The sequence below is a fragment of the Roseateles chitinivorans genome (assembly GCF_002761755.1).
GTDB classification, from domain to species: domain Bacteria; phylum Pseudomonadota; class Gammaproteobacteria; order Burkholderiales; family Burkholderiaceae_C; genus Roseateles; species Roseateles chitinivorans.
On sequence record NZ_PEOG01000063.1, the window covers coordinates 1 to 25022 of the forward strand.

Here is a 25022-nt window from a genome sequence, read left to right on the forward strand (position 1 = left end):
CGAGCGCCCGCGCCGCGCCCCTCGCCGGGAGGGGCCGGCAAGTCCTGGCCCCGAGGGTAGCCGCGGCGCCGCGGCGCCGGCCGCCGCTCGCCGCGAGGACCGCGCGACGCGCCCCTCCGCTCCGCGACTGAGCCTGGAGCCTGCCGAAGCCCTGCAGTCCCCCACGCCTGCGCTGCTCGCGGCCGAAGCCGCCGCCAGCGCGGCCAGCGCCGCCGAGGAAGCGCGCCAGCAGGTGCTGGCCATGCAGAAGCAGATCGCCGATCTGCAGGCGGAGCAACGGCGCACGCTCGCCGCGATGACCACGCTGCGCCAGGACCTGCAGGCCGCGCGCGAACGGGCCACCGCGACGGGCGGTTCGTCCTCGACCTGGGTGCTGGGGCTGAGCCTGCTGAGCCTGGCACTGGCGGCGAGCAGCCTGCTGCTGTGGCGAAGCAACCGCATGCAGCGGCGAGAGGCCGAACAGCACTGGCTGACCGATTCGCATCAGGACGCGCCGGAGGCGGAGGAGCGGGGCGCGGTGGTCGTGCCGCCGCCGGTCCCCACCGGACCATCGCCCTTCACCCCGACCGATCCGCAGAGCTCGCCCGCGCCCTTGATGTCGCACCTGTCGACCGATGGGCCGCCGGCGTCGTCCGCGCCGACGACGATCCCGATGCCGCTCACCGCGGTGGAGGAACCGACCCGGCCCGGCCCGCTGGCGCCGATCGCGGCCCGCCCGTCGTCACGCGTGCCGACGACCGCCGCCGACGACGCGCTGGAGGCGCTGGCCGCGCTCGAGGCCATGGAGGCGGTCGAGCCGCTGAGCCTGCAGTTCGATCGCGACGACACCCGGCCGGCGCCGTTCACCTCCGACCTGGGCAGCGTCGGCGGCCTGGTGACGGTCGAGGAACTGATCGACCTGGAACAGCAGGTCGATTTCTTCATGGTCCTGGGCCAGGACGACGCGGCCATCGAGCTGTTGTCCTCGCGCCTGAACCAGCGCGACGCGGCCAGCGGCCTGCCGTTCCTCAAGCTGATGGAGCTCTACCAGCGCCGGGGCGATCGCGAGGCCTTCGATCGTGTTGGCGCACGGTTCGCCGAGCAGTTCCATGCCCGCGCGCCGTCGTGGAGCGACGACCTCAACGAGGGCGAGGGGCTGGAGGCTCATGAGGAACTGATCGATCGGCTCGAGGCCGCCTGGGCGGATGCCGAGGGCAGCATGAGCCTGCTGCAGGACCTGTTGTCCAAGCACCAGGAGTACAGCGGCGACCTGGGGCTGCCGGCCTATCGCGACCTGCTGCTGCTGTACGCCGTGGCGCGGGACCGCGCCGAGCACGAGATCGACGGCCATTCGATCGATGTCGTGCTGCCGCTGGACGCGACGGTGCATGCGGACCAGATGGCGACGATGGTGTGGCAATCGCCACCGCCGCCGCCGGGCATGCCGGCCTCGCCGCGGTCCGTGCTCACCCAGTCGGTCGACCTGGACCTGTCCCTGGTGGACGACGAGCCGCCGCGGGATTCCAAGGGCCGCTGAGTCCGCCTCGGCTCAGATCCGCTTCAGCCGGTCGAGCGCGAGGTCCAGCGTCTCGTCCTTCTTCGCGAAGCAGAAGCGGATGAGCTTCGCGTCGCTGCCGCCGCCGTAGAAGGCCGACAGCGGGATCGCCGCGACGCCGATCTCGCGCGTCAGCCACTGGCACATCGCCATGTCGTCCAGCGCGGCCAGGTCGGGCCGCAGGCCGGCGTAGTCCACGCACTGGAAGTAGCTGCCCGGGCAGGGACGCAGCACGAAGCCGGACTCCGCCAGGCCGGCGCGGAAGCGGTCCCGCTTGCGCTGGTAGAAGTCGCTCAGGCCCAGGTAGGGCGCCGGATCGCCCATGTAGGCGGCGATGCCGTGCTGCATCGCCGAGTTGACGCTGAACACGTTGTACTGGTGCACCTTGCGGAACTCCGCCGTCAGCGGCGCAGGCGCCGCCACGTAGCCGATCTTCCAGCCCGTCACATGGTAGGTCTTGCCGAAGCTCGAGACGACGAAGCTGCGCGCCGCCAGCTCGGGCAGCCGGGACACGCTCTGGTGCGTGTGGCCGTCGTAGACCATGTGCTCGTAGACCTCGTCGCTGATCACCAGGACCTCGGTGCCGTCGAGCAGCTCGGCCAGTTGCCGCAGCTCGTCCGCGCTCCAGACCGCGCCACTGGGGTTGTGCGGACTGTTGATCATGATCGCCCGGGTGCGCGGCGTGAGCGCGGCGCGCAGCCGGTCGAAGTCGGGGCGGAAGGTCTGCGGATCCAGCGGTACCGGCACCCGCACGCCGCCCGCCAGCGCGATGTTGGGCGCATAGCTGTCGTAGGCGGGTTCGAGCACGATCACCTCGTCGCCGGGATGGACCACCGCCAGCAGCGCCGTCAGGATGCCCTGCGTCGCGCCGGCGGTGACGGTGATCTCGGTGTCCGGGTGATACGCGTGGCCGTAGAGGGTCTCGATCTTGGCGGCGATCGCCTGGCGCAGCGCCGGCACGCCGGGCATCGGCGGGTACTGGTTGTGGCCGGCGCGCATCGCGGCGTCGACCGCGTCCAGCAGCGCCGGATCACCGTCGAAGTCCGGGAAGCCCTGGCCCAGGTTGACGGCCTGGTGCTGCTGCGCCAGCGCCGACATGACGCTGAACACCGTCACCCCCAGCTGGGGCAGGCGGCTCGGGGGAACGGGGGTGTGAACACGCATGGTCTGGATCGATGAAGGGGCGGGTCGGAAGCGGGGGAGGCGCCGGACGTGGCCGTGATCGGATCGGATTGGCGAGAGGTGTCGGGTGGGCGTCAGAGGTCGTAGTCGCTCGCCTCGCCGCTCATCGCGCGCTGCAGCAGCGTGCGGTTGAGCCGGTCGGACAGCAACTCGGCGAAGCTGTAGACGTAGTTGCGCAGGTAGGCGCCGCGCTTGAAGGCGATGCGCGCGACGTTCTGGCCCAGCAGGTGGCCCAGCGGGCGCGAGACGAGCTCGCCGCCGGGCGGGTCCTCGCGCACCGCCATCTCGGCGACGATGCCGATGCCCAGCCCCAACCGGACGTAAGTCTTGATGACGTCGGAGTCGATCGCCTCGAGCACGATGTTGGGCGTCAGCTGCCGCTGCGCGAAGGCGCGGTCGATGCGGGTGCGGCCGGTGAAGCTCGGGTGATAGGACACCAGCGGCTGCTGGGCGAGCTGCTCCAGGTCGATGCGCTCGACCTGCGCGAGCGGATGCTCCGCCCGCATCACCAGCACGTGCTGCCATTCGTAGGCGGGCAGGGTGACGAGCTCCTCGAACTGCGACAGCGACTCGGTGGCCAGGCCCACATCGGCCGTCTCGTCGATCAGCATCCGGGCGACCTGGTCCGGGCTGCCCTGGTGCAGGCCGATGTTCACCTGGGGGAACTGCCGGCGCAGCTGGGTGACCGGCCCGGGCAGCACATAGCGCGCCTGGGTGTGGGTGGTGGCGATCGACAGCGTGCCGACGTCCTGCTTGGAGTACTCCTCGCCGATGCGCTTCAGGTTGCCGACCTCGCGCATGATGATCTCGATCGACTTCAGCACCTGGCGCCCCGGCTCGGTGATGCTGCGCAGCCGCTTGCCATGGCGCGAGAAGATGTCGACGCCGAGCTCCTCCTCCAGCTCCAGGATCGCCTTGGAGACGCCCGGCTGCGAGGTGTACAGCGCCTTGGCCGTCTCGGTCAGGTTGAGGTTGCGGCGCGCGGCCTCTTGGACGAAGCGGAACTGGTGCAGGTTCATGGCGTGTTCATCGCAGGCTCAGGCCTGGGGCAGCACGGTCGGAGTGGCGGGATTGAGCGGATCGGCGGGCAGGGTGACGCTGGAGATCAGGTCCAGCGTCGCGCCCGCCATCGCGCGGATGACGGAGGGTTGTTCCCCGATCGCGTCGTGCAGCACGAACAGCACCCGCGGATGCGCCGCGCGCAGCGACTCGACCAGCGGCGGAACGTCCCGCCGCACATGGCCGCTGGCGCCGAGGAACATCGGCACGATCTGGATCCGGCTGCAGCCGCGGGCGGCCAGGGCGCCGGCGGCGGTGGCGATGTCCGGGGTCATCAGCTCGAGATAGGCCAGCGCGATCGGCAGGTCCGGTCGCTGCGTCTGCAGCTCGGCGGCGATGGCCTGGAACGGGGCGGCCCAGGCCGGATCCCGGGCGCCGTGGGCGAAGAGCAGCAGACCGTCCATCAGCAGTCCTCCGTCGGTTGTAGCGGCCGGGGCGGGGCCGGGGGAGCGGTCCGGCGGGTGCCGGACCGGCGGGCGGCGCTCCCGCCGCTCATCGATAGCGCACCAGCCAGTAGAACGCGGCCATCGAGATGCCCAGGTAGAGCAGGCTCGGCGCGGACGCCACCAGCCAGGGGGTCCAGTCGCGCAGCAGCCCGAGGTGGCCGGTGATCGCGTTCAGCACCACGAAGCTGATGCCCAGCATGATGCCGCCGAAGACCTTGACGCTGATGCCGCCCGAGCGGAAGTGCAGGTAGGCGAAGGGCAGCGCCAGCGCCACCATCACCATGCAGGCGAACGGATAGAAGGCCTTGCGCCAGAACTGGATCTCCGGCTGCGCCGACGACTGCTCCTGCGAGGAGAGGTGGCGGGTGTAGCGGTAGAGCTCCAGCGTGGACATGTTCCAGGTCGGCTGCACCGCCGCGGACACGACGCCCGCCGGCAACTGGCTCTGCCAGTCGAAGCGGGGCAGCAGGATCTCGTGGATGGCGGGGTTCTCGGACAGCTTGTCCTGCGCCGCCGCGGGGTCCTTGGGCTGCGGCGCGTTGGCGGCCGGCTGGCTCAGCGGGGTCGCCACGCGCGACCACTGCGTCAGCCGCACATCGTTCATCTGCCAGCGACCGGTCGCGTCGACGGTGGCGCTCTTGGCCGTCAGCCGGGTCGCCATCGCGCCCTTGCTGTCGAACTCGAAGACCAGCACGTCCTCCATCGTCCCGTTCGAGCGGGCCCGCCCGACATGCACCGCATAGTTGAAGTCGCCGATGCGGTCCTTCATCCAGGCGCCCTGCGCATTCGTGACGCCGCCGCTGGCGGTGGACTTGAGCAACTGCGCCTGGCGGTCCGCCCAGGGGTTGACGAAGTCGCCCACCACGAAGGCCAGCACCGCGAAGCCCAGCGCCATCACGCTCAGCAGGCCCAGCGCGCGCTGCGGCCCCAGGCCGCCGGTGCGCAGGATGGTGAACTCGCTGGACTGCGCCAGCCGCGCCATGCTGAAGATGGTGCCGATCAGCACCGCGATCGGCATCAGCTCGTAGAAGCGGCCCGGCAGCTTCAGCACGCTGGACCACACCGCCAGCCCCAGGCCCAGGCCCAGTCGCTGGAAGCGGTCCAGGTCGTCGATGAAGTCCAGGAAGAAGAACAGCGCCAGGAACCCGGCCATGACCAGGGCGAAGGAGCTGAGGATGTCGCGGTACAGCAGCCGCCGGACGGTTCTCATGTGGGCACTCCCGGCGTGGACGAGGACATCGAGGCCGGGGCGATGACCACGCCCGCCGGGACGGGCGCGAGCACGGTCTCGGCATAGGCCGGGTTCTCGGGCGGCGCGGGCAGCACGCCGCTGCGCGGGGCGCCCAGGCGCGCGCCCTGTTCGCGCCAGAGCAGCAGCAGCATCGTCACGAGGAAGGCGCCGCCATGCAGCGCCAGCATCGCGGACCCCAGCTTCATCTTGTTGCCCACCACCCAGGTCTGGGTCAGGTTGATCAGGTTGAAGTAGACGATGAAGGCGAGCAGCGCGAAGAGCAGGTTCCAGTTGCTGGCGCGGCGCGGATTGGTCGCCGAGATGCCGATGCCCAGCAGCACCAGGTTGACGCAGCCCAGGATCATGCCGAAGCGCCAGGCCAGTTCGCCGTCGTTCTGCGGCGTGCGGTCGCCCAGCAGGTCCAGCGTCGGCCGCGTCTTCGGCGCACGCTTGCCACCGGCGCGCATCACCTCGTCGTCGACGACGACCTGGTACTGCTGGAAGCGGGCGACCGACTTGTCGCCATTGCGCAGGTCCACGTCGTTGCGCTGGCCGTGCTCCAGAACCAGCACCCGCTGGTTGTTCTTGTACTGGAGCGCGCCGCGTGCCGAGGTGGTCACCGACTCCAGGTGCTCGGTGTTGTTCATGATGAAGACATTGCGCGCCGCCGCCTCGTCGGCCGGGTCGCGCTCGATGAAGAACACCCGCGAGCCGTCATTGGAGGTCTGGAACTGGCCGGGTGCGACACGGGACAGGTCGCTGCGTTGCTCGAACTGCTCGCGCAGCTGGGCGCTGTTCTCGTTGCTCCACGGCCAGACGATGGTCATCAGCACCGTCACCACCACCAGCACCGGCGAGGCCATCGTCAGCACCGGCCGCACGAAGCGCGTCAGACCCAGGCCGCTGGCGAACCAGATGGTCATCTCCGATTCCTTGTACATGCGCCCCAGCGACATGACGACGGCGACGAACAGCGACAGGCTCAGCATCACCGGCAACTGGGCGAGGGCCAGGTAGCCCAGCGACAACAGCACGTGCTGCGGTGCCACCGTGCCCTTGGCCGCCATGCCGAGGGAGCGCACCAGCAGCATCGTCACGACGATGGTCAGGATGACCACGAAGGCCAATCCGAAACTGCGGGCGAGTTCTTTGCGTACTGATGAATCGAATAACATCCGGGCACTTTATCTACTTCTCGGTATTATGGACTTTCGCTCTCAGCTCGCGTCCCTCGACGCCCTGTCGTCGCACGCCGCCGACGCCCTGGTGCTGATCGTCGCCGGCGACAGCCTGCCAGCGTCGCTCGACAAGACCGTTTCCGCCCTGGTCAAGGACGCCATCAAGCTCGGCGACTTCGAGCTGAAGTCGGGTCAGGTCTTGTCCCTGGTCCGTCCCGCCGGCCTGAAGGCCCCGCGCCTGGTGGTCGCCGCCAGCGGTTCGACGCTCAAGGCCGCGCGGTCGGCGCTGACCGCGGCGCTGGGCCAGCTCAAGGGCAAGGGCGCGACCGGCGCCTCGATCGCCTACGCCGGCTTCGGCGCCGAGCTGACCGAGTCCCTGGCCGAGCAGACCGTGCTCGCCGCCCAGGACGCCGTGTATGTCTATCGCGAGACCAAACCCAGCGCGCCCGCCGCGTCCAAGCTGACCCGGATCGCCCTGCTGCATGGCAAGGACGAGGTCAAGGCGGTCAAGGCCGGCCTGACGCGCGGCCAGGCCATCGGCGCCGGCATCGCCGTCGCGCGCGAGTGCGCCAACCTGCCGCCCAATGTCGCCACGCCGGCCTACCTGGCGGACCAGACCAAGGCGCTGGCCAAGAGCCACGGCATCAAGGTCGAGGTGCTGGACCAGAAGGGCATCGAGAAGCTGGGCATGGGCTCCTTCCTGTCGGTCGCCAAGGGCTCCGACGTGCCGCCGCGCTTCATCGTCGCCAAGTACGAGGGCGCCGCCAGAACGCAGGCGCCCATCGTGCTGGTGGGCAAGGGCATCACCTTCGACTCGGGCGGCATCTCGCTGAAGCCGGGCGCCGGCATGGACGAGATGAAGTTCGACATGGGCGGCGCCGCCTCGGTGCTGGGCACGCTGCGCGCGGTGGCCGAGCTCAAGCCCAAGATCAACCTGGTCGTGCTGATCGCCGCCTGCGAGAACATGCCCAGCGGCCGCGCGGTCAAGCCGGGCGACGTGGTGACCTCGATGTCGGGCCAGACGATCGAGATCCTGAACACCGACGCCGAGGGCCGCCTCATCCTGTGCGACGCGTTGACCTACGCCGAGCGCTTCAAGCCCGCCGCCGTCGTCGACGTGGCGACGCTGACCGGCGCCTGCGTGATCGCGCTGGGCGGCGTGCGCTCCGGCATGTACGCCAGCGACGACGAACTGGCCGCCGCGCTGAGCGCCGCCGGCGAGACGGCGCTGGACCCGTGCTGGCGCCTGCCGCTGGACGACGACTATGCCGACGGCCTGAAGACCAACTTCGCCGACGTCGCCAATGTCGCCGGTCGCGAGGGTGGCTCCATCACTGCGGCCAAGTTCCTGCAGCGCTTCGCCTCGAAGTACCGCTGGGGCCACCTGGACATCGCCGGCACCGCCTGGAAGGGCGGCGGCGCCAAGGGCGCCACCGGTCGTCCGGTCGGCCTGCTGACGCACTTCGTGCTGTCGCAGGTCCGCTGAGCGCCGCGCGCGTTCTCGGCCAGCGCAAGAGGGAAGGGGCACTCCGGTGACGGAAGTCAACTTCTATACCGGCGTGCCCGATCGCCAGGTCTACGCCTGCCGCCTGCTGCGCAAGACGCAGGCGGCCGGCCTGACCGTCGGCGTCTGGGGGCCGATGCGGCTGCTCGAGCGACTCGATCAGACGCTCTGGACCTTCGATCCGGGCGAGTTCCTGCCCCACCTGCTGCTGCGCGGCGACACGCCGCCGCTGTTGCGCGAGCGCACCCCGATCCTGCTCTCGGACCAGCTCGATGCGCTGGCCGGGTGCCAGGTCTTGCTGAACTTCGAGCCGGACGTGCCGCCGGGGCTCGAGCGCTTCGAGCGCGTGCTGGAGCTGGTCTCCACCGACGCCGAGCAGGTCGCCGCGGGACGCGGTCGATTCAAGGCGTACAAGGCGCTCGGCCTGACGCTCAACCATCACGTGATGTCGGCCTGAGATCGACGGCGCGCGACCGCACGCGCATTCCCGTCGCGGCGCGGCGCCGCTCGTCGATTCCTCCGCCAATTTCTTCGCCTGTTTCTTGCTCGCGAGCGTCCGCCGGACGGCGCGCCATGCGGGTGCCGCGTCGCGTCTTCGTGGTGCCGGGAAGCCCATGAACAGGGCGCCGAGGACGATCGGAACGCGTCGACTGGGCGGATTTCCGCACTCTGCGCGCGACCCGTGTGCACGCCTTCGCACTCCTGTGAAAACCATCCGGGTTTGCCCCGGTGACAGGGGCGCGACAACGCCTGCGCCGTGACCGCGTTCACAGCATTTTCACTATGGAAACGGCTCCGCCTTTCGGGGTATGGTCGCTCGCGTTGAGAACTCAACGTCATTCCACATATCCCGAGTCGGAGGTTCCTAGATGCAATCCAAGCTGAATGTGATCGTGGGCGCAATCGCCATTGCCGCGAGCGGCGCCGCGATGGCGCAGGATGCGGTGGTCAAGATCGGCCACGTGGGTCCGACCAGCGGCGCGATCGCGCACCTGGGCAAGGACAACGAACTGGGCGCCAAGATGGCCATCGACGAGCTGAACGCCAAGGGCGTGACGATCGGTGGCAAGAAGGTCAAGTTCGAACTGCTGGCTGAAGACGATGCCGGCGATCCGAAGCAAGGCACCGCCGCCGCCCAGAAGCTGGTCGACTCCAAGGTCAACGGCGTGGTCGGCCACCTGAACTCCGGCACGACCATCCCTGCGTCCAAGATCTACAGCGACGCCGGCATCCCGCAGATCTCGCCGTCGGCGACCAACCCCAAGTACACCCGCAACGGCTACAAGACCGCGTTCCGCGTCGTGGCTGACGACGTGCACCTGGGCGGCACGCTGGGCAAGTACGCGGTGACCACGCTCAAGGGCAAGTCCATCGCCGTCATCGACGACCGCACCGCCTACGGCCAGGGCGTCGCCGACGAGTTCGAGAAGGGCGTCAAGGCCGCTGGCGGCAAGGTCGTCGGCCGTGAGTTCACCAACGACAAGGCCACGGACTTCACCGCCATCCTGACCTCCCTGAAGGGCAAGAAGCCCGACGTCGTCTTCTTCGGCGGCATGGATGCCGTGGCCGGCCCGATGCTGCGCCAGATGAAGCAGCTGGGCATCGAAGCCAAGTTCATGGGCGGCGACGGCATCTGCACCGCCGAACTGCCCAAGCTGTCCGCCAGCACGATCGCCGACAGCCAGGTCGTCTGCGCGGAAGCGGGCGGCGTGGAAGGCGAATCGAAGAAGTCGCTGGACGCCTTCAAGACCAAGTTCAAGGACAAGTACAAGGTCGACGTCCAGATCTACGCCCCGTACGTCTATGACGCGGTCAACGTGATGGTCGACGCCATGGTCAAGGCCAAGTCCGCCGATCCGAAGGTCTACCTGCCGGTGCTGGCCAAGACCGCCGACTACAAGGGCGTGACCGGCACGATCGCCTTCGACGCCAAGGGCGACATCAAGAACGGCGCGCTGACCCTGTACACCTACAAGGGTGGCAACCGCGAGCAGATCGCCGTCGTGCGCTGATCCACGACCTGTCCGCGCGGTCCTCGCGACCGCGTCGGCCGACGAAACGCCCACTTCGGTGGGCGTTTTTTTTCGCTCCAGGGGGCGCGACGTCGACGCGACATGCCGGTGTCCCCTGATCGAGGGATCACCCCCTCACTCGCGTGCATTCCCGCACGAGAGCCCCCCAAAGCATTCAGTCAGGGGGTTTGCGCCTCGAAGGCGCTACCGACAATGGCCTCCGTCAGCGCGCCGAGGGATCGATTCGGGGATCCGGCGGCGGTCGGCGGGACGGGTTCAACCGGGTCGGATTGCAAGGCGCAGGCCCCTGCAAACAGGGGGCTTTCAAGCCTGGGGGGCGGAGGCATGATGCCCCCCGCAGCGAACAGGGTCCTCCTCTGGAGGAGGTGTTCGCGACGAGCGGTCCAGAGAGGTTCACCCGGGTCGGCGACAGCGTCCCAAGAGGATGCCGTGACCAGCTTTGGGGACGGGCATGATTCGAATTTTTAACCACTACCTCCATCGTCGTACCCTGATCCAGGTGCTCTTCGACCTGGGCCTGATCATCGCGGCGGTGTTCGCGGTCGCGCTGAGCCACGGCAGCGGCGAGCACATGATGAGCTTCGCGGCGTCCTATGGCCTGTCCCTGGCCGGCGGCATGTTCGTCATCAACTCGGCGTCCGGCCTCTACTCCCAATCCCACAAGCGCTCGCTGACGCAGTCCTGCGCCCGCGCGCTGTTCGCGTTGCTGATCGGCCTGCCGCTGGCCTACGGCCTGTTCAGCCTGATCCCCGCCACCGTCTCCCACCGCGACCTGCTGACCACGACCGCCATGCTGGCCGTCGCGCTGGTCATGGTGCATCGCGTCTACGCGGCGCATTCCGGCGTGCAGGGCGCCGGCCGGACCAAGATCCTGATCTTCGGCAGCGGCCACGCCGCGCTGGCGGTCAGCGAGAGCCTGCGCGCCGCCGATCCGCATGCGCAGATCGTCGGTTTCCTGCCGGGCCCCAACGAGGTCGACCCGCAGGTCCCCGCCCACCAACTGCTGGCCGCCGGCGAGACCCTGACCGACGCCGCGATGCGCCTGGGCGTGGACGAGATCGTCGTGGCGCTGTCCGAGCGCCGGGGCGGTTCCATGCCACTGCGCCAGCTGCTGGACTGCAAGCTCTACGGCATCCGCGTCGTGGACCTGGCCACCTACTTCGAGAAGACGCTGGCGCAGATCAAGATCAGCCACGTCCACGCCGGCTGGCTGATCTTCGGTGACGGCTTCAACCAGGGCGTGCTGCGCAGCGCGGTCAAGCGCGCCTTCGACCTGGTGTCCTCGCTGGTGCTGCTGGTGGCGACCGCGCCGATCATGGCGGTCACCGCGCTGCTCATCAAGCTGGAATCGCCCGGCAGCATCTTCTACACGCAGGAACGCGTGGGCCTGAACGGCGGCACCTTCAAGGTGATCAAGTTCCGCAGCATGCGCAACGACGCCGAGAAGGACGGCCGCCCCCAGTGGGCGACCAAGAACGATGCCCGCGTGACCCGCGTCGGCAACTTCATCCGCAAGGTCCGCATCGACGAGCTGCCGCAGCTGATCAATGTGCTGCGCGGCCAGATGAGCATGGTGGGCCCGCGTCCCGAGCGGCCGTTCTTCGTCGACGAGCTGGTCGCGCAGATCCCGTACTACGCGGTGCGCCACAGCGTGAAGCCGGGCGTGACCGGCTGGGCGCAGGTGCGCTACGAATACGGTTCCACCATCGAGGACTCGCTGGAGAAGCTCCAGTACGACCTGTACTACGTCAAGAACCACACGCTGTTCCTCGATCTGCTGATCATGCTGGAGACGGTGGCGGTGGTCCTGACGGGCCGGGGGGCGCGCTGAGCGCGACGGCGGAGCGACCCGCTCCCGGCGTCCCGTTCCCGCGCCTGCCTCGGAACGCCGCCCGCACGCCGGGACCCTGATCCATGTGGGCAGACTCCCTGAACCTCGGCACCGCGTCCGGGATCGTCGCGGTATTGGCGCACCTGGCCCTGGCGGTCGTGGTGCTGCCGCAGTTCGGCCAGCATCGTCGTCGCGCGCTGCGGCTCGAGGCCGCGCTGCTGCTCAGCGCCGTCTGGGCCGGCCTGGACGCGGCGGTGGAGCAGGGCTGGCTCGGCTCGCACCAATGGCCGGCGCTCGTGCTGCTGCCCATCTGCGACGCGCTGCGCTACGGCGCATGGTTCTCCTTCATCCTGGCGCTGATCGAATCGCGCGGTGACGATGGCCAGGCGCGCAGCGCCGGCGTCGCGCGGCCGCTGCAATGGCTGGCCTGGGCCGGCGTGGCGGCTGCGGTCGCGCTGCCGCTGTGGCGCTACTGGGGCGACGCGCCGCTGGGCCAGATGCAGCGCCCGATGACGATGGCCTGGCTGGGCCTGGGCGTCTTCGGCCTGGTGCTGCTGGAGCAGATGCTGCGCAACATCCACAGCGACGCGCGCTGGAACGCCAAGCCGGTCTGCCTCGGCCTGGGCGCGGTCTTCGCGTTCGACGTGTTCGTGTTCTCGCAGGCCTCGCTGTTCCAGCAGTTCGACGGCGACGCGCTGAGCGTGCGCGCGGCCGTGCACAGCCTGGCCGTGCCGCTGCTCTGGCTGGCCAGCCGGCGCCACAAGAAGTGGCTGGACAAGCTCCATGTCTCGCGCACCGCGGCCTTCCATTCGGCCACGCTGCTGATCGTCGGCGTCTATCTGCTGGGGGTGTCCGGCATCGGCTATTACGTGCGCTACACCGGTGGCGAATGGGGCCGCGCGCTGCAGCAGGTGCTGCTGGCCGTGGGGGTGCTGGCGCTGCTGACGATGGGTCTGTCGGGCTCGCTGCGCGCCAAGCTGCGCGTCTACATCAGCAAGCACTTCTTCAGCTATCGCTACGACTATCGCCAGGAGTGGTTGCGCTTCACCGCGATGCTGTCGGCCAGCGCCTCGCCGGCGGAGCTGGGCGAGTCGGTGATCCGCGGGCTGGCGCACCTGGTGGAGAGCCCTTCGGGCGCGCTGTGGCTGCGCCGCGCGCCCGCGGCCGGCGCTGGCGGCGAATACCAGCAGGCCGCGCGCTGGAACCTCAACGACGACCGCCAGCCGCTGGTCGCCGACGACGCGCTGCTGCACCTGCTGCAGGAGCGGGCCTGGATCGTCGACCTGGACGAATGGCGCCGCGATCCCGGCGCCTACGAGCATGCGCCGCTGCCGGCCGCGCTGGCCGGCGACGCGCGCCACTGGCTGCTGGTGCCGCTGATCAATGCGGGCACGTTGACCGGCTGGGTCATCCTCGGGCAACCGCGCACGCGGCTGGAGCTGAACTGGGAAGTGCGCGACCTGCTGCGCACCGCCGCCCAGCAGGCCGCCAGCTATCTGGCGCAGATGCAGGCGGCGGAGGCGCTGCTGGAGGCGCGCAAGTTCGAGGCCTTCAACCGCATGTCGGCCTTCGTCGTGCATGACCTGAAGAACATCGTCACGCAGCTGTCGCTGATGATGAAGAACGCCAAGCGGCTGCGCGACAACCCGGAGTTCCAGCAGGACATGCTGGACACGGTCGAGAACTCGCTGGAGAAGATGCGCCAGCTGATGCTGCAGCTGCGCGAGGGCGACAAGCCGCATCACGGCAGCACCGGCGGCGTGGCGCTGACGGCGATCGCGCGGCGGCTGACCGCGGCGGCGGTCAGCAAGGGGCGTGGGCTGGAGCTGGAGCTGCGCGACGACGTCAGCGCGCGCGGCCATGAGGAACGGATCGAGCGCGTGCTCGGCCATGTGGTGCAGAACGCGCTGGATGCGACGCCGGTCGAGGGCCGCGTCACGCTGCGGCTGCAGCGCGTGGGCAGCCACGCGCAGGTGGAAGTGGAAGATACTGGCTGCGGCATGTCGCAGGAGTTCATCGATCAACGGCTGTTCAAGCCGTTCCAGACGACGAAGGCGGCGGGCATGGGCATCGGCGCCTACGAGAGCTACCAGTACCTGCAGGAACTAGGGGGGAAGATCAACGTGGAAAGCGCGCCCGGACGAGGCACCAAGGTCACCATCTTGCTGCCGCTGTTTTTCGCCCAGTCGGGCAGCGACGCCGGCCTGGTGGAGGCGCGATGAGTGCCGCCGCACGGCCGCCCGAAGGCGGCACTCCGCCCCTCCCGGAGGGGCCCGCGAAGCGGGGGGAGCACACATTGAGTGCCGCCGCACGGCCGCCCGAAGGCGGCACTCCGCCCCTCCCGGAGGGGCCCGCGAAGCGGGGGGGGCACGCATGAGCGCGCAACCCCCATCGCTGCTCATCGTCGAGGACGATCTCGCGCTGCAGAAGCAGCTCAAGTGGTCGATGGATCGCTTCGAGTCGGTCACGGCCGATGACGTCGCCAGCGCCGTGCTGCAGTTCCGCCGCCACAAGCCGCCCGTCGTCACGATGGACCTGGGCCTGCCGCCGGACCAGGACTCGACCTCCGAGGGCTTCAAGCTACTCGAGAAGCTGATCGAGCTGGAGCCCGGCACCAAGGTCATCGTGCTCACCGGCCAGAACGACCAGAGCAATGCGCTGCGGGCGATCCGCATGGGCGCCTACGACTTCCTGGCCAAGCCGGTCGATCCGGATGTGCTGGTGCTGACCGTCGAGCGCGCGATGCGCCTGCATGAGCTGCAGCAGGAGAACCAGCGCCTGCTGACCCAGCAGGACGGCGAACCGACCGGACGGCTGCTGACGCGCGACCCGCAGATGCAGCGCATCTGTCGCACCGTCGAGCGGGTGGCCGGCAGCGACGCCACCGTGCTGCTGCTGGGCGAGAGCGGCACCGGCAAGGAGGTGCTCGCGCAATCGCTGCACGACGCCTCCAAGCGCAAGGGCCGCTTCGTGGCGATCAACTGCGCGGCCATCCCGGAGGCGCTGCTCGAGAGCGAGCTGTTCGGCTACGAGCGCGGCGCCTTCACCGGCGCGACCAAGACCACGGTCGGCAAGATCGAGACGGCCCACGGCGGCACGCTGATGCTGGACGAGATCGGCGACCTGCCGATGCCGCTGCAGGCCAAGCTGCTGCGCTTCCTGCAGGAGCGCAGCATCGAGCGCCTGGGCGGCCGCCAGGAGATTCCGGTGGATGTGCGCATCGTCGGCGCGACCCACCAGGACCTGAAGGCCAAGATCGCGCAGGGCCTGTTCCGCGAGGACCTCTTCTATCGCCTGGCCGAGATCGTCGTCGACATCCCGCCGCTGCGCGACCGCGTCGGCGACGCGGTGCTGCTCAGCCATGCCTTCCTGCGCCGCTTCTCGTCGGAGCAGCGCCGGCCCATCCTGCGCCTGGCCGACGACGCGATCCGCGCCGTCGAGGGTCACCGCTGGCCGGGCAATGTGCGCGAGCTGCAGAACGTCATGAAGCGCGCGTCCATCATGGCCGACGGCGACCGCATCACCGCCGACGACCTGAACCTGCCGCTGCCCGCCGGCGGCGAGGCCGCCGCGGACGAGCCCGAGCTCGACCTGCGCGCCGTGCGCGAACGCGCCGAACGCCAGGCCGTGGTGGCCGCGCTGGCCCGCACCGACGGCAACATCGCCAAGGCCGCCGACCTGCTGGGGGTCAGCCGGCCGACCCTGTACGACCTGATGTCCCGGCTCGGCGTGAAGGCATGAGGGCCTGAGCCCCGCGCCGCCGCGACCACCGTCCCCGTCCCCGACTCCAACCGACAGCGAAAGAGACACGCATGTCCCGCAAGCCCGCGCACCGCCTTCCGACCGGTTCCTTCCCTGGCTCCTCCGGCATCGAGCACGCCGGCCTGCCACGGGCCCTGCAGCGCGGCGCGACCGCGCTGGCGCTGGGCTCGGCGCTGCTGCTGGCGGGATGCCTCGGCGAATCCGCGCAGGACCTGGTGAGCTCCGCCAAGGCGCACCTGGAGAAGAAGGACAACAAGGCCGCGATCATCCAGCTCAAGAACGCGCTGCAGAAGGACGAGTCGCTGGCCGAGGCCCGCTACCTGCTGGCCAAGGCGCTGCTGGAGAGCGGCGACATCGCCGGCGCCGCGATCGAGGCGGAGAAGGCCCGGTCGCAGGGCTTCGGCGGCGATGCGCTGACCGCGCTCCAGGCCCGGCTGCTGCTGATGCAGGGCAAGGTCGACGAGCTGATCGGCCAGTACGGCAGCCGTCATCTGCAGACCGCCGCCGACGAGGCCGACCTGCAGACCACCCTGGTCGGCGCCTACGTGGCGAAGCGGAAGCTGGGCGAGGCCCGCAAGGCCGCCGACGCGGCGCTGCGGGCGACGCCCGACAGCGTGGCGGTGCGGCTGGTCAACGTGCGCCTGCTCACCAGCGAGGGCAAGCTGCCCGAGGCGCGGGAGGAGATCGACCGCCTGGTGGCCAAGTCGCCGCAGGCCGCCGAGGCCTGGCAGCTCAAGGGCGAGCTGCAGGTGCTGGCCGATGCGCCGGCGGCCGAGTCGATCGCCAGCTTCCGCAAGGCGCTGGAACTCGACAAGAAGCTGGTCGGCGCCCATGCCGGCCTGATCAACCAGCTGATGCGCACCGGCGACAAGGCCGCGGCCAAGGAGGCCGTCGCCGCGATGAAGGCGGCCGCGCCGCAGCATGCGCAGACCTTCTACTACGCCGCCGTCTTCGCGATGGACGCCGGTCAGGTGAAGGAGGCGACCGCGCTGACGCAGGCGCTGTTGAAGGTGGCGCCGAACAACGAGCGCGCGCTCTTCCTGGCCGGGCGCGTCGCGCAGGCCAACGGCGACCAGCGCCAGGCCGAGGCGAACTACGCCAAGCTGATCCAGGCCGCGCCCGAGGCGCAGTCGGCCCGCGTCGCGCTGGCCCAGCTGCAGCTGCGCGGCGGCGACGCCGAGCAGGCGATGACGACGCTGCAACCGGCGCTCGACGGCAAGGCGCCGTCGGCCGAGGTGCTGGCGCTGGCCGCCGAGATCCGTCTCAAGCAGGGCCAGGGCGCCGAGGCCGAGCGCTTCCTCGCCCGCGCCGCCGAGGTGAACCCGAACGACGTGCGCAGCCGCGTCGGCCTGGCGCTGGGCCAGATCCAGAAGGGGCAGGACGGCGCCGGCGTGGCCGCGCTGCGCAAGCTCTCGGCCGAGGACAAGGGCACGTCGGCCGACATCGCGCTGATCAGCGTGCTGGCGCGCAAGAAGGACTACGAGGCCGCGACACAGGCGATCGCCTCGCTCGAGAAGAAGGATCCCAAGTCCTCGACCGCGCCCGAGCTGCGCGGCCGCATGGCGCTGCTGCGCGGCGACCGCGCCGGCGCGCGCGCCGCCTTCGACGAGGCGGTCCGGCGCGAGCCCACGTCGATGACCGCGGCCAACAGCCTGTCCACGATGGACCTGCAGGACCGCAAGGTCGAGGATGCCGTCAAGCGCTACGAGGTGGTGCTCAAGGCCGATCCGAAGAACCTGCGCGCCGAGATGGCCACCATGGGGCTGAAGCTGGCGCACAAGCTGGTCGAGAAGGACGCGGCGATCAAGCGCCTGACCGAGCTCGCCCGGCAGCATCCGGACGACCCGACGCCGCGCCAGGCGGCGGTCGGCCTGCTGATGGAGCAGAAGGACTTCAAGACCGCGCTGTCGCTGGCCCAGGAAGGCGTCACCGCCAGCCCCGACAACCCGGCGCTGATCGACCTGCTGGGCCAGGTGCAGGCCGCCACCGGCGACCGCCAGCAGGCGATCAGCAGCTTCAACAAGGTCGCGACGCTGCAGCCGCGCTCGCCGCTGGGGCCGCTGCGCCTGGCCGACCTGCATCTGCTGGCCGGCGACAGGGAGGCCGCGGCCGCGGCGCTCAAGCGGGCGCAGGCGATCGGCCCGGGCGATGGCGAGCTGGCGCGCAAGGTGGTCGAGAAGGCCCTGCAGATGGGCCGCCCGGACCTGGCGCTCGTCGCGGTCAAGGGGCTGCAGCAGGCGCAGCCCAGGTTCGGCCTGGGCTGGAAGCTCGAGGGCGACGTGGCGCGCAGCCGCCGCGACTTCGTCGCCGCGGTGACCGCCTACCGCAAGGCCGACCAGCTGGCCGCCGAAGCCGGCGCCACGACCGCGAACACCGAGTTGGCGATCGTGCTGCACAGCACGCTGATCGAGGCCGGCCGCAAGGACGAGGCCGAGCGGTATGCCGCCGCCTACCTGGCCAAGTACAAGACCGACGAGCTGTTCCTGTACCACCTGGGCGACGTGGCGCTCAACAGCGGCCGCTACCCCGAGGCGGAGCAGCGCTATCAGGCGGTGCTGGCCGCCAATCCGATGAACGCGGCGGCGGCCAACAACATCGCCTGGCTGCGTCTGCGGGCCGGCAAGGCGGACGAGGGCTTGAAATTTGCCGAGCAAGCGAACAAGCTCCGCCCCAACGTGCCGCCATACATGGACACGCTGGCGGAGGCCCTCGCCGCCAAGGGCCAGAACGCCAAGGCCGTCGAGGTGCAGAAGGAAGCCGTGAAGCAGGCGCCGTCGGTGCCCGCGTACCGGCTGCGCCTGGCGCAGCTGTACGTGGCCGGCGGCAACAAGGGCGACGCCGAGGCGGAACTCAAGCGCCTGGCGGACCTGGGACCGAATTTCGAGCAACAAGCCGAGGTGCGAAAGCTGCAGGCCGCGATCCGTTGAGGCGGCCGACCACGAGGTCGGACGCCCTGGGGGACCGAGAGGCGGCGGAGATACCGCACCCGGGGAGGGGACGGTCATGAGCCAGATTCGACGATCCAGTCTTCGCAAGCGGTTCCACCAGGGACTGCGGCGGATGTTCTCCTCGCTGCCGAAGCCGATGCGCTTCGCGATCTACCGCCGCATGGTGGATTGCGACCCGTCGCCCTCGGAGCGCCTGGAGCTCAAGGTGGCGGACACGCAGGAGGAACTCGACGCCTGCTTCCGCATCCTGCACGACGCCTATGTCGGCAGCGGCTTCATGAAGCCGGACCCGAGCGGCCTGCGCGTGACCGTCTATCACGCGCTGCCCACCACGACGACGCTGTGCGCCAAGTACGACGGCGTGGTGGTGGGCACCATCTCGATGGTGCGCGAGGGCGTGTTCGGCTTCCCGCTGCAGTCGGTCTTCGACCTGGAGGGCGTGCGGGCCAAGGGCGGCAAGATCGCCGAGATCTCGGCCCTGGCGGTGGCGCCGGCCTTCCGCAAGACCGGCGGCGCGATCCTGTTCCCGCTGATGAAGTTCATGCACCAGTACTGCACCGAGTACTTCGATACCCGGCACCTGGTGATCGCGGTGAACCCCGACAAGATCGAGCTCTACGAGGCGCTGCTGTTCTTCCGGCGGCTCAAGGAGCAGACGGTGGCGGAGTACGACTTCGCCAACGGCGCGCCGGCGGTCGGCGCGACGCTGGACCTGCACGAGGCCGACGCGCTGTTCGAGCGCCATTACCGCGGCCGCAAGCCGGTGAAGAACCTGCACCACTACTTCTTCCGCCACCGGCTGCCCAATATCCGGCTGCCGGAGCGGCGCTTCCACACGACCAACGACCCGGTCATGACGCCGGCGCTGCTGGACCACTTCTTCAACCGCGTGGTGCCGGTGTTCGCGCAGATGGACGACCGCAAGAAGGCGCTCCTGTGGTCGGTGTACCGCGAGGATGCGCAATTCCGCTCGGTGCTGCCGATGCTCAGCGGCGGTGGCCAGGACCTGGGGCGCTCGCTGCGGCAGTACCCGCGCTACTCGATCCGCTGCCCCGGCCACCTCGACATCCGCGCGGCCAACGACAGCGAGATGGGCCATTTCGACCTCGACGTGATCGAGGTCTCGGCCCACGGCTTCCAGGCCGAATGCGACCATGAGCTGCCGCTGCAGGTCGACGGCACGGTCGAGATCGAGCTGGGCCACAGCGAGACCGCGCATGTGACCGCCCGGGCGGTGCGCCGCAAGGACACGGAGCAGGGCAGCTTCTACGGCTTCCGCATCGACGAACCCGACCGCCACTGGCGCAGCTTCGTCTCCACGCTGGAGATGGGCATCACCTCCAAGGACCTTGCCGCATGACCCGAAGTACCGACCCGATCCCCTCGACGATGCCACCGGACGCTGCCGATGCCGTGGCGGCGATCGGCCGCGTCGGCGCCGTGGCGCGTCGCCAGCTGCTGGCCTGGGGCGCGGGCGGGGCGCTTGGCGCGTGGGGTCTGGCCGGAACGGGCACGGCGCGGGCGCAGGAGATGTCCAACACCCTGCCGGACCTGATCGACCGCAGCCGCCAGGCGGTGGTGGCGGTGGGCACCTTCGCCGCGACGGACAACCCGCGCTTCGGCTTCCGAGGTACCGGCTTCGCGGTCGGCGACGGGCGCCGCATCGTGACCTGCGCCCATGTGGTCCCGAACCCGGTCGAGAAGGACCTGATGATCACCGTGCCGGCCGCCGGCAACGCCTCGGGGCAGCCGCAGCTGCGGGCGGTGAAGCTGCTGCGCCGCGACGCGGCGCGCGACCTCGCGATCCTGGAACTGGCCGACGACAAGGGCGCGCTGGTCGACGTGCTGTCGCTGGCGGAGGTCGACGGCGACCGGCCGGTGGTCCGGGAAGGCGCGGCGGTGGCGCTGATGGGCTATCCGATCGGCACCGCGCTGGGCGTGACGATGGCGACGCACCGCGGCAGCATCGCCGCGATCACCCGGGCCGCGCTGCCGGCGCCGAGCTCCAATGCGCTGTCGGAGCGCGCGGTGCGCCAGCTGCGCGAAGGCGCGCTGGAGTTCCTGCAGCTGGATGCCACCGCCTACCCGGGCAACAGCGGCGGGCCGCTGCTGGACATCCGCACCGGCAAGGTGGTGGGCGTCGTCAACATGGTGGCCCTCAAGGGCACCCGCGAATCGGCGCTCAGCGCGCCCAGCGGCATCAGCTACGCGGTGCCGGTGAAGTACGTCTGGCCGCTGCTGGACAAGTGAGGCGTCGGCGTGCTCCCTTCAGGAGGTGGGCAATCCGAGCCTGTCGAAAAAGGCGCGATTGCGTTCCCGGGCCGCGTTGAGCAGGCGGTCGAACGAAATCACTTCGATGTAGACCCTGAAGTTGTCGTTGAAACCGAAGTAGCCCTGTTTGTCGCTGGTTTCGCGCAGCCCCAGGACCTTGCAACGATGGCGCACCGTTGAAGTCAGGTCCGCGATGACGTAGCAGAACCCTGGGATCGTGTCGGAGCCCGGGATCGGCCGCCCTCGCGCGGTCTTGACACCACCTTCGCGAATCCGCTCGAGATAGCCAAGCGCTTGCTCGATAGGGTCCCTGTCCTCTCCTGCGCGCGCGTCGTTCCTCATCGGGCGTTTGATCTCCACCACCACGATCGATCCCAGTGGCAGCTTCTGACCTTCGTTCACCAGCAGCGGCTGGTCGAAGACATTCAAGGCGCAGAGGTCAGGCTCCTTGGCGTCGATGCTTCCGGTGATCGGCATCGAGGACAACGGCCGATCCGATGCCAGAAAGTTGTGGAACGCCAGGCGTTCATCGATCAACCAGAGGTTCGAGCCATCCGAGAACACTTCGTCAGAGGTCTTGCGCATCGGCATGATCAGATCGTGGATCAGATCCTCGCGCGCGTATCGTCCGTTGGCTCCGACGCTGATCGCCTTCTCCAGGATGTCGAGGATGATCTTGCGATGAAAGACGTAGTTGGCGAGGTCAGATTTCTTGATGTCGTCGACCTTCTCGAGATAGCGCTGCAGTCGAACCTGGTACTGGGCCGGTGACTCGGCATCTCCGAGGTTCATCATCTCGTGGCCTTCTGCGAGCAAGCTGCCTTCGATGTCCGCGAGGTGGCGGTGCAAAAGCAGATCAAGGTCGCGGTCCGATATGTCCGGATCGACACTCAATCGGGTCGGCTCGATCCTGTTGAGGATCGGCCGATAGCGAGGCGCCCGCTCGGAGACGAAGCGCTCCACACGGTCCCGGCTGGCCTTTGCATTCGTTTCAAGATGGTCACGCAAATGTTGGCCGGCACATGCCACCACGGCATCCCGGATCTCGTCGATGCCGAGTTCGGAGGCTGAGAACAGGTCGTCGCTGATGGCCTCGATGTCGAAGCCGATGCGCTCGGGACGGACGTGACCATCGAGGTAGGCCGAGGTGATGTAGCAGGCGTAGTGGAAATCGCCGTCCGGATCCTTGATCCGACCATGGAGGCCGGAGATCCGACCGCCCAAGGGTTCTTTCTCCACGACGCGGCCAGCAGCACACCAGGCCAGGAAGTGCTGTCGATCCGCGCCGGCCTTCAGGCGCAGATGGGTGAGTTCGAACTCCTGGCCTTTCAGCTTGATTCGCTCCTTCGTCGAAGACGACAGCATGTAGGCGGCATAGACCTCGTGCAAGTCGATCACTTCATCGCCGTCCACGACCGAGATGACGGGTGCGCCACCCTCTCGCACGAAATACCAGAGGCAATGCTCGAAAACGTTCTGGGCAATGGTGGCGGCCGTCTTCGGTGAAGCCTCGCGATAGGGCTTGTCGAAGCCGCAGAGTTCAATCGTCGTTTTGGGCCGCGCGTTGGGTGGCGCGTCGGCCATCACCTGCGCCGTGACGCCATGCGCGGGCGTGAACGCGAAACTGCGCTGCCGCAGGCTGCCGTCGCTGGATCGAAAGATGCTGAGCACCTTGACGGCCTCGAATGCTTTCAGCCAAAGCAGCCGCCCTACGCCTCGGCAGCCCAATGCCGCCTTGTAGTCGCTGTCCAAGGTCTCGAACGACGACATGTTCCGTTCGTCAAAACCGACGCCGTTGTCGATGATGCGGAAGCCGACGATGGGTTCCTGTGGCGGCGCCCCGCGGCGCTGACGGGCGTCTTCCAGCAACTGCTGTTGAGGCGATCGGAGTACCTCGATGCGAATGTCACCACCTTCGGCATTGTCCGAGTCGGCGATCGCCTGGATCGCATTGACCACGGCCTCGTAGAGCGGCATGAGTCCCTGGCTGCGCAACAGCGCCGTGTTGCGCAGGCGGCCCTTCAGATAAGTGTTCATGCTCATCGCCACGTCCCTCGTCCGTCGTTACGAAGGGGCATTCTCGTCCCGTTCCAGGTGGGCGCCGGACACCCATGAACAACTGTGCAAGAACGGGTGGGCGGGAGGCTTGACGTGCCGCCGGAGTTTCACCCGGGATGCGCTGTCGACGTCGCCACGCCCGGCTGCGGCGCGGGCTCGCGCAGCAGCAGTGCCAGCAGCCCGCCGGTGGCCGCGAAGACCGCGCCCACCGCGAAGGCGACCCGGTAACCGCCCGCCAGCGCCGCCGGCATCGCGGCGCCCAGCGCGCCGAGTTCGGCGGTCTTCCAGGCCGCCAGGCTGGCCAGCACCGCCAGCCCCAGCGAGCCGCCCATCATGAAGGAGGTGTTGACCATGCCGGAGGCCAGGCCCGACTCGCTGGGCGCGACCTCGCTCATCGCCGCCAGCAGCACCGGGTTGAAGGCCACGCCCGCGCCCAGGCCCAGCAGCAGCATGCCGGGCAGGACGTCCAGCCAGAAGCCGCCGTCCGCCGGCGCCCGCGCGAACAGCGCCAGCCCCAGCGCCGCCAGCAGCAGCCCGCCGCACAGCGGCTTGCGCAGCCCCAGCTTCATCACCAGCCGGGCCGACAGGCCCACCGAGAAGGCGGCCATGATCAGGTTGGCCGGCAGGAAGCCCAGGCCCACATGCATGGCGTCGTAGCCCAGCACCAGTTGCATGTACAGCGCCGACAGGAAGAACCAGGCGAACATCGCCGCCGCCCACAGCACGCCGATCACGTTGGACACCGCCACCGAGCGCAGCCGGAACAGCGACAGCGGCATCAGCGGATGCGCCACCCGGGTCTCCAGCACGAGGAAGGCCGCCATCAGCGCCGCCGCGACGCCCAGCAGGCCCAGGGTGCGGGGCGAAGTCCAGCCGGCTTCGTTGCCGTTGACGACCGCGTAGACCGCCAGCATCAGCGACAGCGTGACCGTCACCGCGCCGGCCCAGTCCAGGGTCTCGTCGGGCGCCGTCGGGCCGGCCCGCTCGATCAGCCACAGGCACAGGCCGATCACGATCGCGCCGATCGGCAGGTTCACCAGGAAGATCCAGTGCCAGCTCAGCGTGCTGGTCAGCAGGCCGCCCAGCAGCACGCCGATGCTGCCGCCGCCGGCGCAGACGAAGCCGTAGACGCCCATGGCCTTGGCCCGCTCGGCGGGCTCGGTGAACATGTTCATGATCAGCGACAGCGAGATCGCCGACACCACCGCCCCGCCCAGGCCCTGGACCGCCCGGGCCGCGATCAGCAGCCCCTGGGTGTGCGCCAGGCCGCAGGCGGCCGACGCGGCGGTGAACAGCGCCAGCCCCGCCAGGAACATGCGGCGGTGGCCGTACAGGTCGCCCAGCCGCCCGCCCAGCAGCATGAAGCCGCCGAAGGTCAGCATGTAGGCGTTGACCACCCAGACCAGCGAGGTCTCGGTGAAGTGCAGGTCGGCGCGGATCGACGGCAGCGCCACATTCACGATGGTCGTGTCCAGCACGATCATCAGCACGCCCAGGCAGAGCACGCCGAGCGCCAGCCAGCGGCGCCGTTTCGGATCAAGGTGAGCAGTCATGGCGGATTCGCGTCCGTGGAGAAGGAGTTGCAGGACCCGTGACGGCTTGGTGAAGACAGACGGGCTTTCGCTTCACGACGATCGGGGCCGATGGATTTCGACATCCTCGCTGTCGGTCGATCGCCGACGCGCGCTGACGCGATTGCAGGACCCGGCGATGGGGCATCGGCGTCTGCCTCGCGGACATCGATGGGCGGACCATGCGTCAGATCGAAAGGAGCCCCGCCATGAGCATCACCAAGCACGCCAAGGCCGCGAGGACCGAACCTACCAGCTTGTTCAAGACCGCGCTGTTGCTGTGCAGCCTCGCCATGACCATCGGCCTGCTCTTCAGCGCGGTGCAGGACGCCCGCGGTGCCGGTCCGGACGCGGACCGCGATGCGGCGTCCGCGTCGGCGCCGCTCACGGCTGCCGACGACAGCTGACGACCGG

18 protein-coding genes are annotated in these 25022 nt (G+C 69.3%); 11 read left to right on the top strand and 7 right to left on the bottom strand.

Annotation, left to right across the window (positions count from 1 at the left end; all coding sequences use genetic code 11):
- Nucleotides 1-1516 (top strand): hypothetical protein (locus CS062_RS26285; RefSeq protein ID WP_158238842.1); only part of this gene is annotated, 1516 nt, incomplete at its 5' end.
- A 12-nt stretch (nucleotides 1517-1528) separates the two neighbouring features.
- Here CS062_RS26285 and CS062_RS19650 read toward each other — a convergent pair.
- From CS062_RS19650 to lptF, 5 genes are all read right to left on the bottom strand, one after another.
- Nucleotides 1529-2698, bottom strand: coding sequence for a pyridoxal phosphate-dependent aminotransferase (locus CS062_RS19650; protein ID WP_099863255.1), 1170 nt, complete (start codon nucleotides 2696-2698; stop codon nucleotides 1529-1531).
- Between the two features lie 92 nt (nucleotides 2699-2790).
- Nucleotides 2791-3735, bottom strand: coding sequence for a CysB family HTH-type transcriptional regulator (locus tag CS062_RS19655; RefSeq protein WP_099863256.1), 945 nt, complete (start codon nucleotides 3733-3735; stop codon nucleotides 2791-2793).
- A gap of 18 nt (nucleotides 3736-3753) precedes the next feature.
- Entirely contained in the window at nucleotides 3754-4179 is a 426-nt protein-coding gene (locus CS062_RS19660) for a sirohydrochlorin chelatase (protein WP_099863257.1), read from the bottom strand.
- An 88-nt stretch (nucleotides 4180-4267) separates the two neighbouring features.
- Nucleotides 4268-5431: an LPS export ABC transporter permease LptG gene (gene lptG / locus CS062_RS19665; protein WP_099863258.1), complete on the bottom strand. Its 1164-nt coding sequence runs from the start codon at nucleotides 5429-5431 to the stop codon at nucleotides 4268-4270.
- Entirely contained in the window at nucleotides 5428-6570 is a 1143-nt protein-coding gene (gene lptF / locus CS062_RS19670) for an LPS export ABC transporter permease LptF (protein WP_233218160.1), read from the bottom strand. The genes lptG and lptF overlap by 4 nt, the downstream gene beginning before the upstream one ends.
- Before the next feature lie 85 nt (nucleotides 6571-6655).
- On the opposite strand from lptF, the gene CS062_RS19675 reads away from it, so the two are divergent.
- The 9 genes from CS062_RS19675 (at nucleotide 6656) to CS062_RS19715 (ending at nucleotide 20958) form a co-directional block, all read left to right on the top strand.
- Nucleotides 6656-8116: a leucyl aminopeptidase gene (locus tag CS062_RS19675; protein WP_099863260.1), complete on the top strand. Its 1461-nt coding sequence runs from the start codon at nucleotides 6656-6658 to the stop codon at nucleotides 8114-8116.
- 46 nt (nucleotides 8117-8162) lie between these two features.
- On the top strand, nucleotides 8163-8591 hold the full coding sequence (locus CS062_RS19680; RefSeq protein WP_099863261.1) for a DNA polymerase III subunit chi: 429 nt from the start codon (nucleotides 8163-8165) through the stop codon (nucleotides 8589-8591).
- 412 nt (nucleotides 8592-9003) lie between these two features.
- Complete coding sequence (locus CS062_RS19685; protein WP_099863262.1) at nucleotides 9004-10146, top strand: branched-chain amino acid ABC transporter substrate-binding protein; 1143 nt, start codon at nucleotides 9004-9006, stop codon at nucleotides 10144-10146.
- Between the two features lie 472 nt (nucleotides 10147-10618).
- A complete protein-coding gene (locus tag CS062_RS19690; protein WP_099863263.1) occupies nucleotides 10619-11998 on the top strand; it encodes a TIGR03013 family XrtA/PEP-CTERM system glycosyltransferase in 1380 nt (459 codons plus the stop codon).
- A gap of 83 nt (nucleotides 11999-12081) precedes the next feature.
- The gene (gene prsK, locus CS062_RS19695) at nucleotides 12082-14220 is read left to right on the top strand and encodes an XrtA/PEP-CTERM system histidine kinase PrsK (protein WP_099863264.1); all 2139 of its coding nucleotides are present in this window, start codon (nucleotides 12082-12084) and stop codon (nucleotides 14218-14220) included.
- Between the two features lie 151 nt (nucleotides 14221-14371).
- Complete coding sequence (prsR, locus tag CS062_RS19700; protein ID WP_099863265.1) at nucleotides 14372-15739, top strand: PEP-CTERM-box response regulator transcription factor; 1368 nt, start codon at nucleotides 14372-14374, stop codon at nucleotides 15737-15739.
- A gap of 71 nt (nucleotides 15740-15810) precedes the next feature.
- Nucleotides 15811-18687: an XrtA/PEP-CTERM system TPR-repeat protein PrsT gene (prsT, locus tag CS062_RS19705; protein ID WP_099863266.1), complete on the top strand. Its 2877-nt coding sequence runs from the start codon at nucleotides 15811-15813 to the stop codon at nucleotides 18685-18687.
- A gap of 76 nt (nucleotides 18688-18763) precedes the next feature.
- Nucleotides 18764-20068 carry a GNAT family N-acetyltransferase gene (locus CS062_RS19710; RefSeq protein WP_099863267.1) on the top strand — a complete coding sequence of 435 codons (1305 nt, stop codon included), beginning with the start codon at nucleotides 18764-18766 and terminating at the stop codon, nucleotides 20066-20068.
- Nucleotides 20065-20958, top strand: a complete 894-nt coding sequence (locus CS062_RS19715; protein ID WP_099863268.1) for a S1 family peptidase — start codon at nucleotides 20065-20067, stop codon at nucleotides 20956-20958. The genes CS062_RS19710 and CS062_RS19715 overlap by 4 nt, the downstream gene beginning before the upstream one ends.
- A gap of 18 nt (nucleotides 20959-20976) precedes the next feature.
- Here CS062_RS19715 and CS062_RS19720 read toward each other — a convergent pair whose 3' ends face one another.
- Nucleotides 20977-23022, bottom strand: coding sequence for an ATP-binding protein (locus tag CS062_RS19720; RefSeq protein ID WP_099863269.1), 2046 nt, complete (start codon nucleotides 23020-23022; stop codon nucleotides 20977-20979).
- A 122-nt stretch (nucleotides 23023-23144) separates the two neighbouring features.
- A complete protein-coding gene (locus tag CS062_RS19725) occupies nucleotides 23145-24590 on the bottom strand; it encodes a DHA2 family efflux MFS transporter permease subunit (RefSeq protein WP_099863270.1) in 1446 nt (481 codons plus the stop codon).
- Nucleotides 24591-24817: 227 nt separating this feature from the next.
- Between CS062_RS19725 and CS062_RS19730 the strand changes: the two genes are divergently transcribed.
- On the top strand, nucleotides 24818-25015 hold the full coding sequence (locus CS062_RS19730; protein ID WP_099863271.1) for a hypothetical protein: 198 nt from the start codon (nucleotides 24818-24820) through the stop codon (nucleotides 25013-25015).
- Nucleotides 25016-25022 lie beyond the last annotated feature (7 nt).

Bases quoted from the DNA above. Each gene is read 5' to 3' on its own strand.
- prsT (WP_099863266.1), top strand. From the start codon at position 15,811: ATGTCCCGCAAGCCCGCGCACCGCCTTCCGACCGGTTCCTTCCCTGGC.
- CS062_RS19715 (WP_099863268.1), top strand. From the start codon at position 20,065: ATGACCCGAAGTACCGACCCGATCCCCTCGACGATGCCACCGGACGCT.
- CS062_RS19660 (WP_099863257.1), bottom strand. From the start codon at position 4,179: ATGGACGGTCTGCTGCTCTTCGCCCACGGCGCCCGGGATCCGGCCTGG.
- CS062_RS19685 (WP_099863262.1), top strand. From the start codon at position 9,004: ATGCAATCCAAGCTGAATGTGATCGTGGGCGCAATCGCCATTGCCGCG.
- CS062_RS19710 (WP_099863267.1), top strand. From the start codon at position 18,764: ATGAGCCAGATTCGACGATCCAGTCTTCGCAAGCGGTTCCACCAGGGA.
- CS062_RS19655 (WP_099863256.1), bottom strand. From the start codon at position 3,735: ATGAACCTGCACCAGTTCCGCTTCGTCCAAGAGGCCGCGCGCCGCAAC.
- CS062_RS19730 (WP_099863271.1), top strand. From the start codon at position 24,818: ATGAGCATCACCAAGCACGCCAAGGCCGCGAGGACCGAACCTACCAGC.
- lptG (WP_099863258.1), bottom strand. From the start codon at position 5,431: ATGAGAACCGTCCGGCGGCTGCTGTACCGCGACATCCTCAGCTCCTTC.
- CS062_RS19690 (WP_099863263.1), top strand. From the start codon at position 10,619: ATGATTCGAATTTTTAACCACTACCTCCATCGTCGTACCCTGATCCAG.
- CS062_RS19720 (WP_099863269.1), bottom strand. From the start codon at position 23,022: ATGAGCATGAACACTTATCTGAAGGGCCGCCTGCGCAACACGGCGCTG.
- prsR (WP_099863265.1), top strand. From the start codon at position 14,372: ATGAGCGCGCAACCCCCATCGCTGCTCATCGTCGAGGACGATCTCGCG.
- CS062_RS19675 (WP_099863260.1), top strand. From the start codon at position 6,656: ATGGACTTTCGCTCTCAGCTCGCGTCCCTCGACGCCCTGTCGTCGCAC.
- prsK (WP_099863264.1), top strand. From the start codon at position 12,082: ATGTGGGCAGACTCCCTGAACCTCGGCACCGCGTCCGGGATCGTCGCG.
- CS062_RS19725 (WP_099863270.1), bottom strand. From the start codon at position 24,590: ATGACTGCTCACCTTGATCCGAAACGGCGCCGCTGGCTGGCGCTCGGC.
- CS062_RS19650 (WP_099863255.1), bottom strand. From the start codon at position 2,698: ATGCGTGTTCACACCCCCGTTCCCCCGAGCCGCCTGCCCCAGCTGGGG.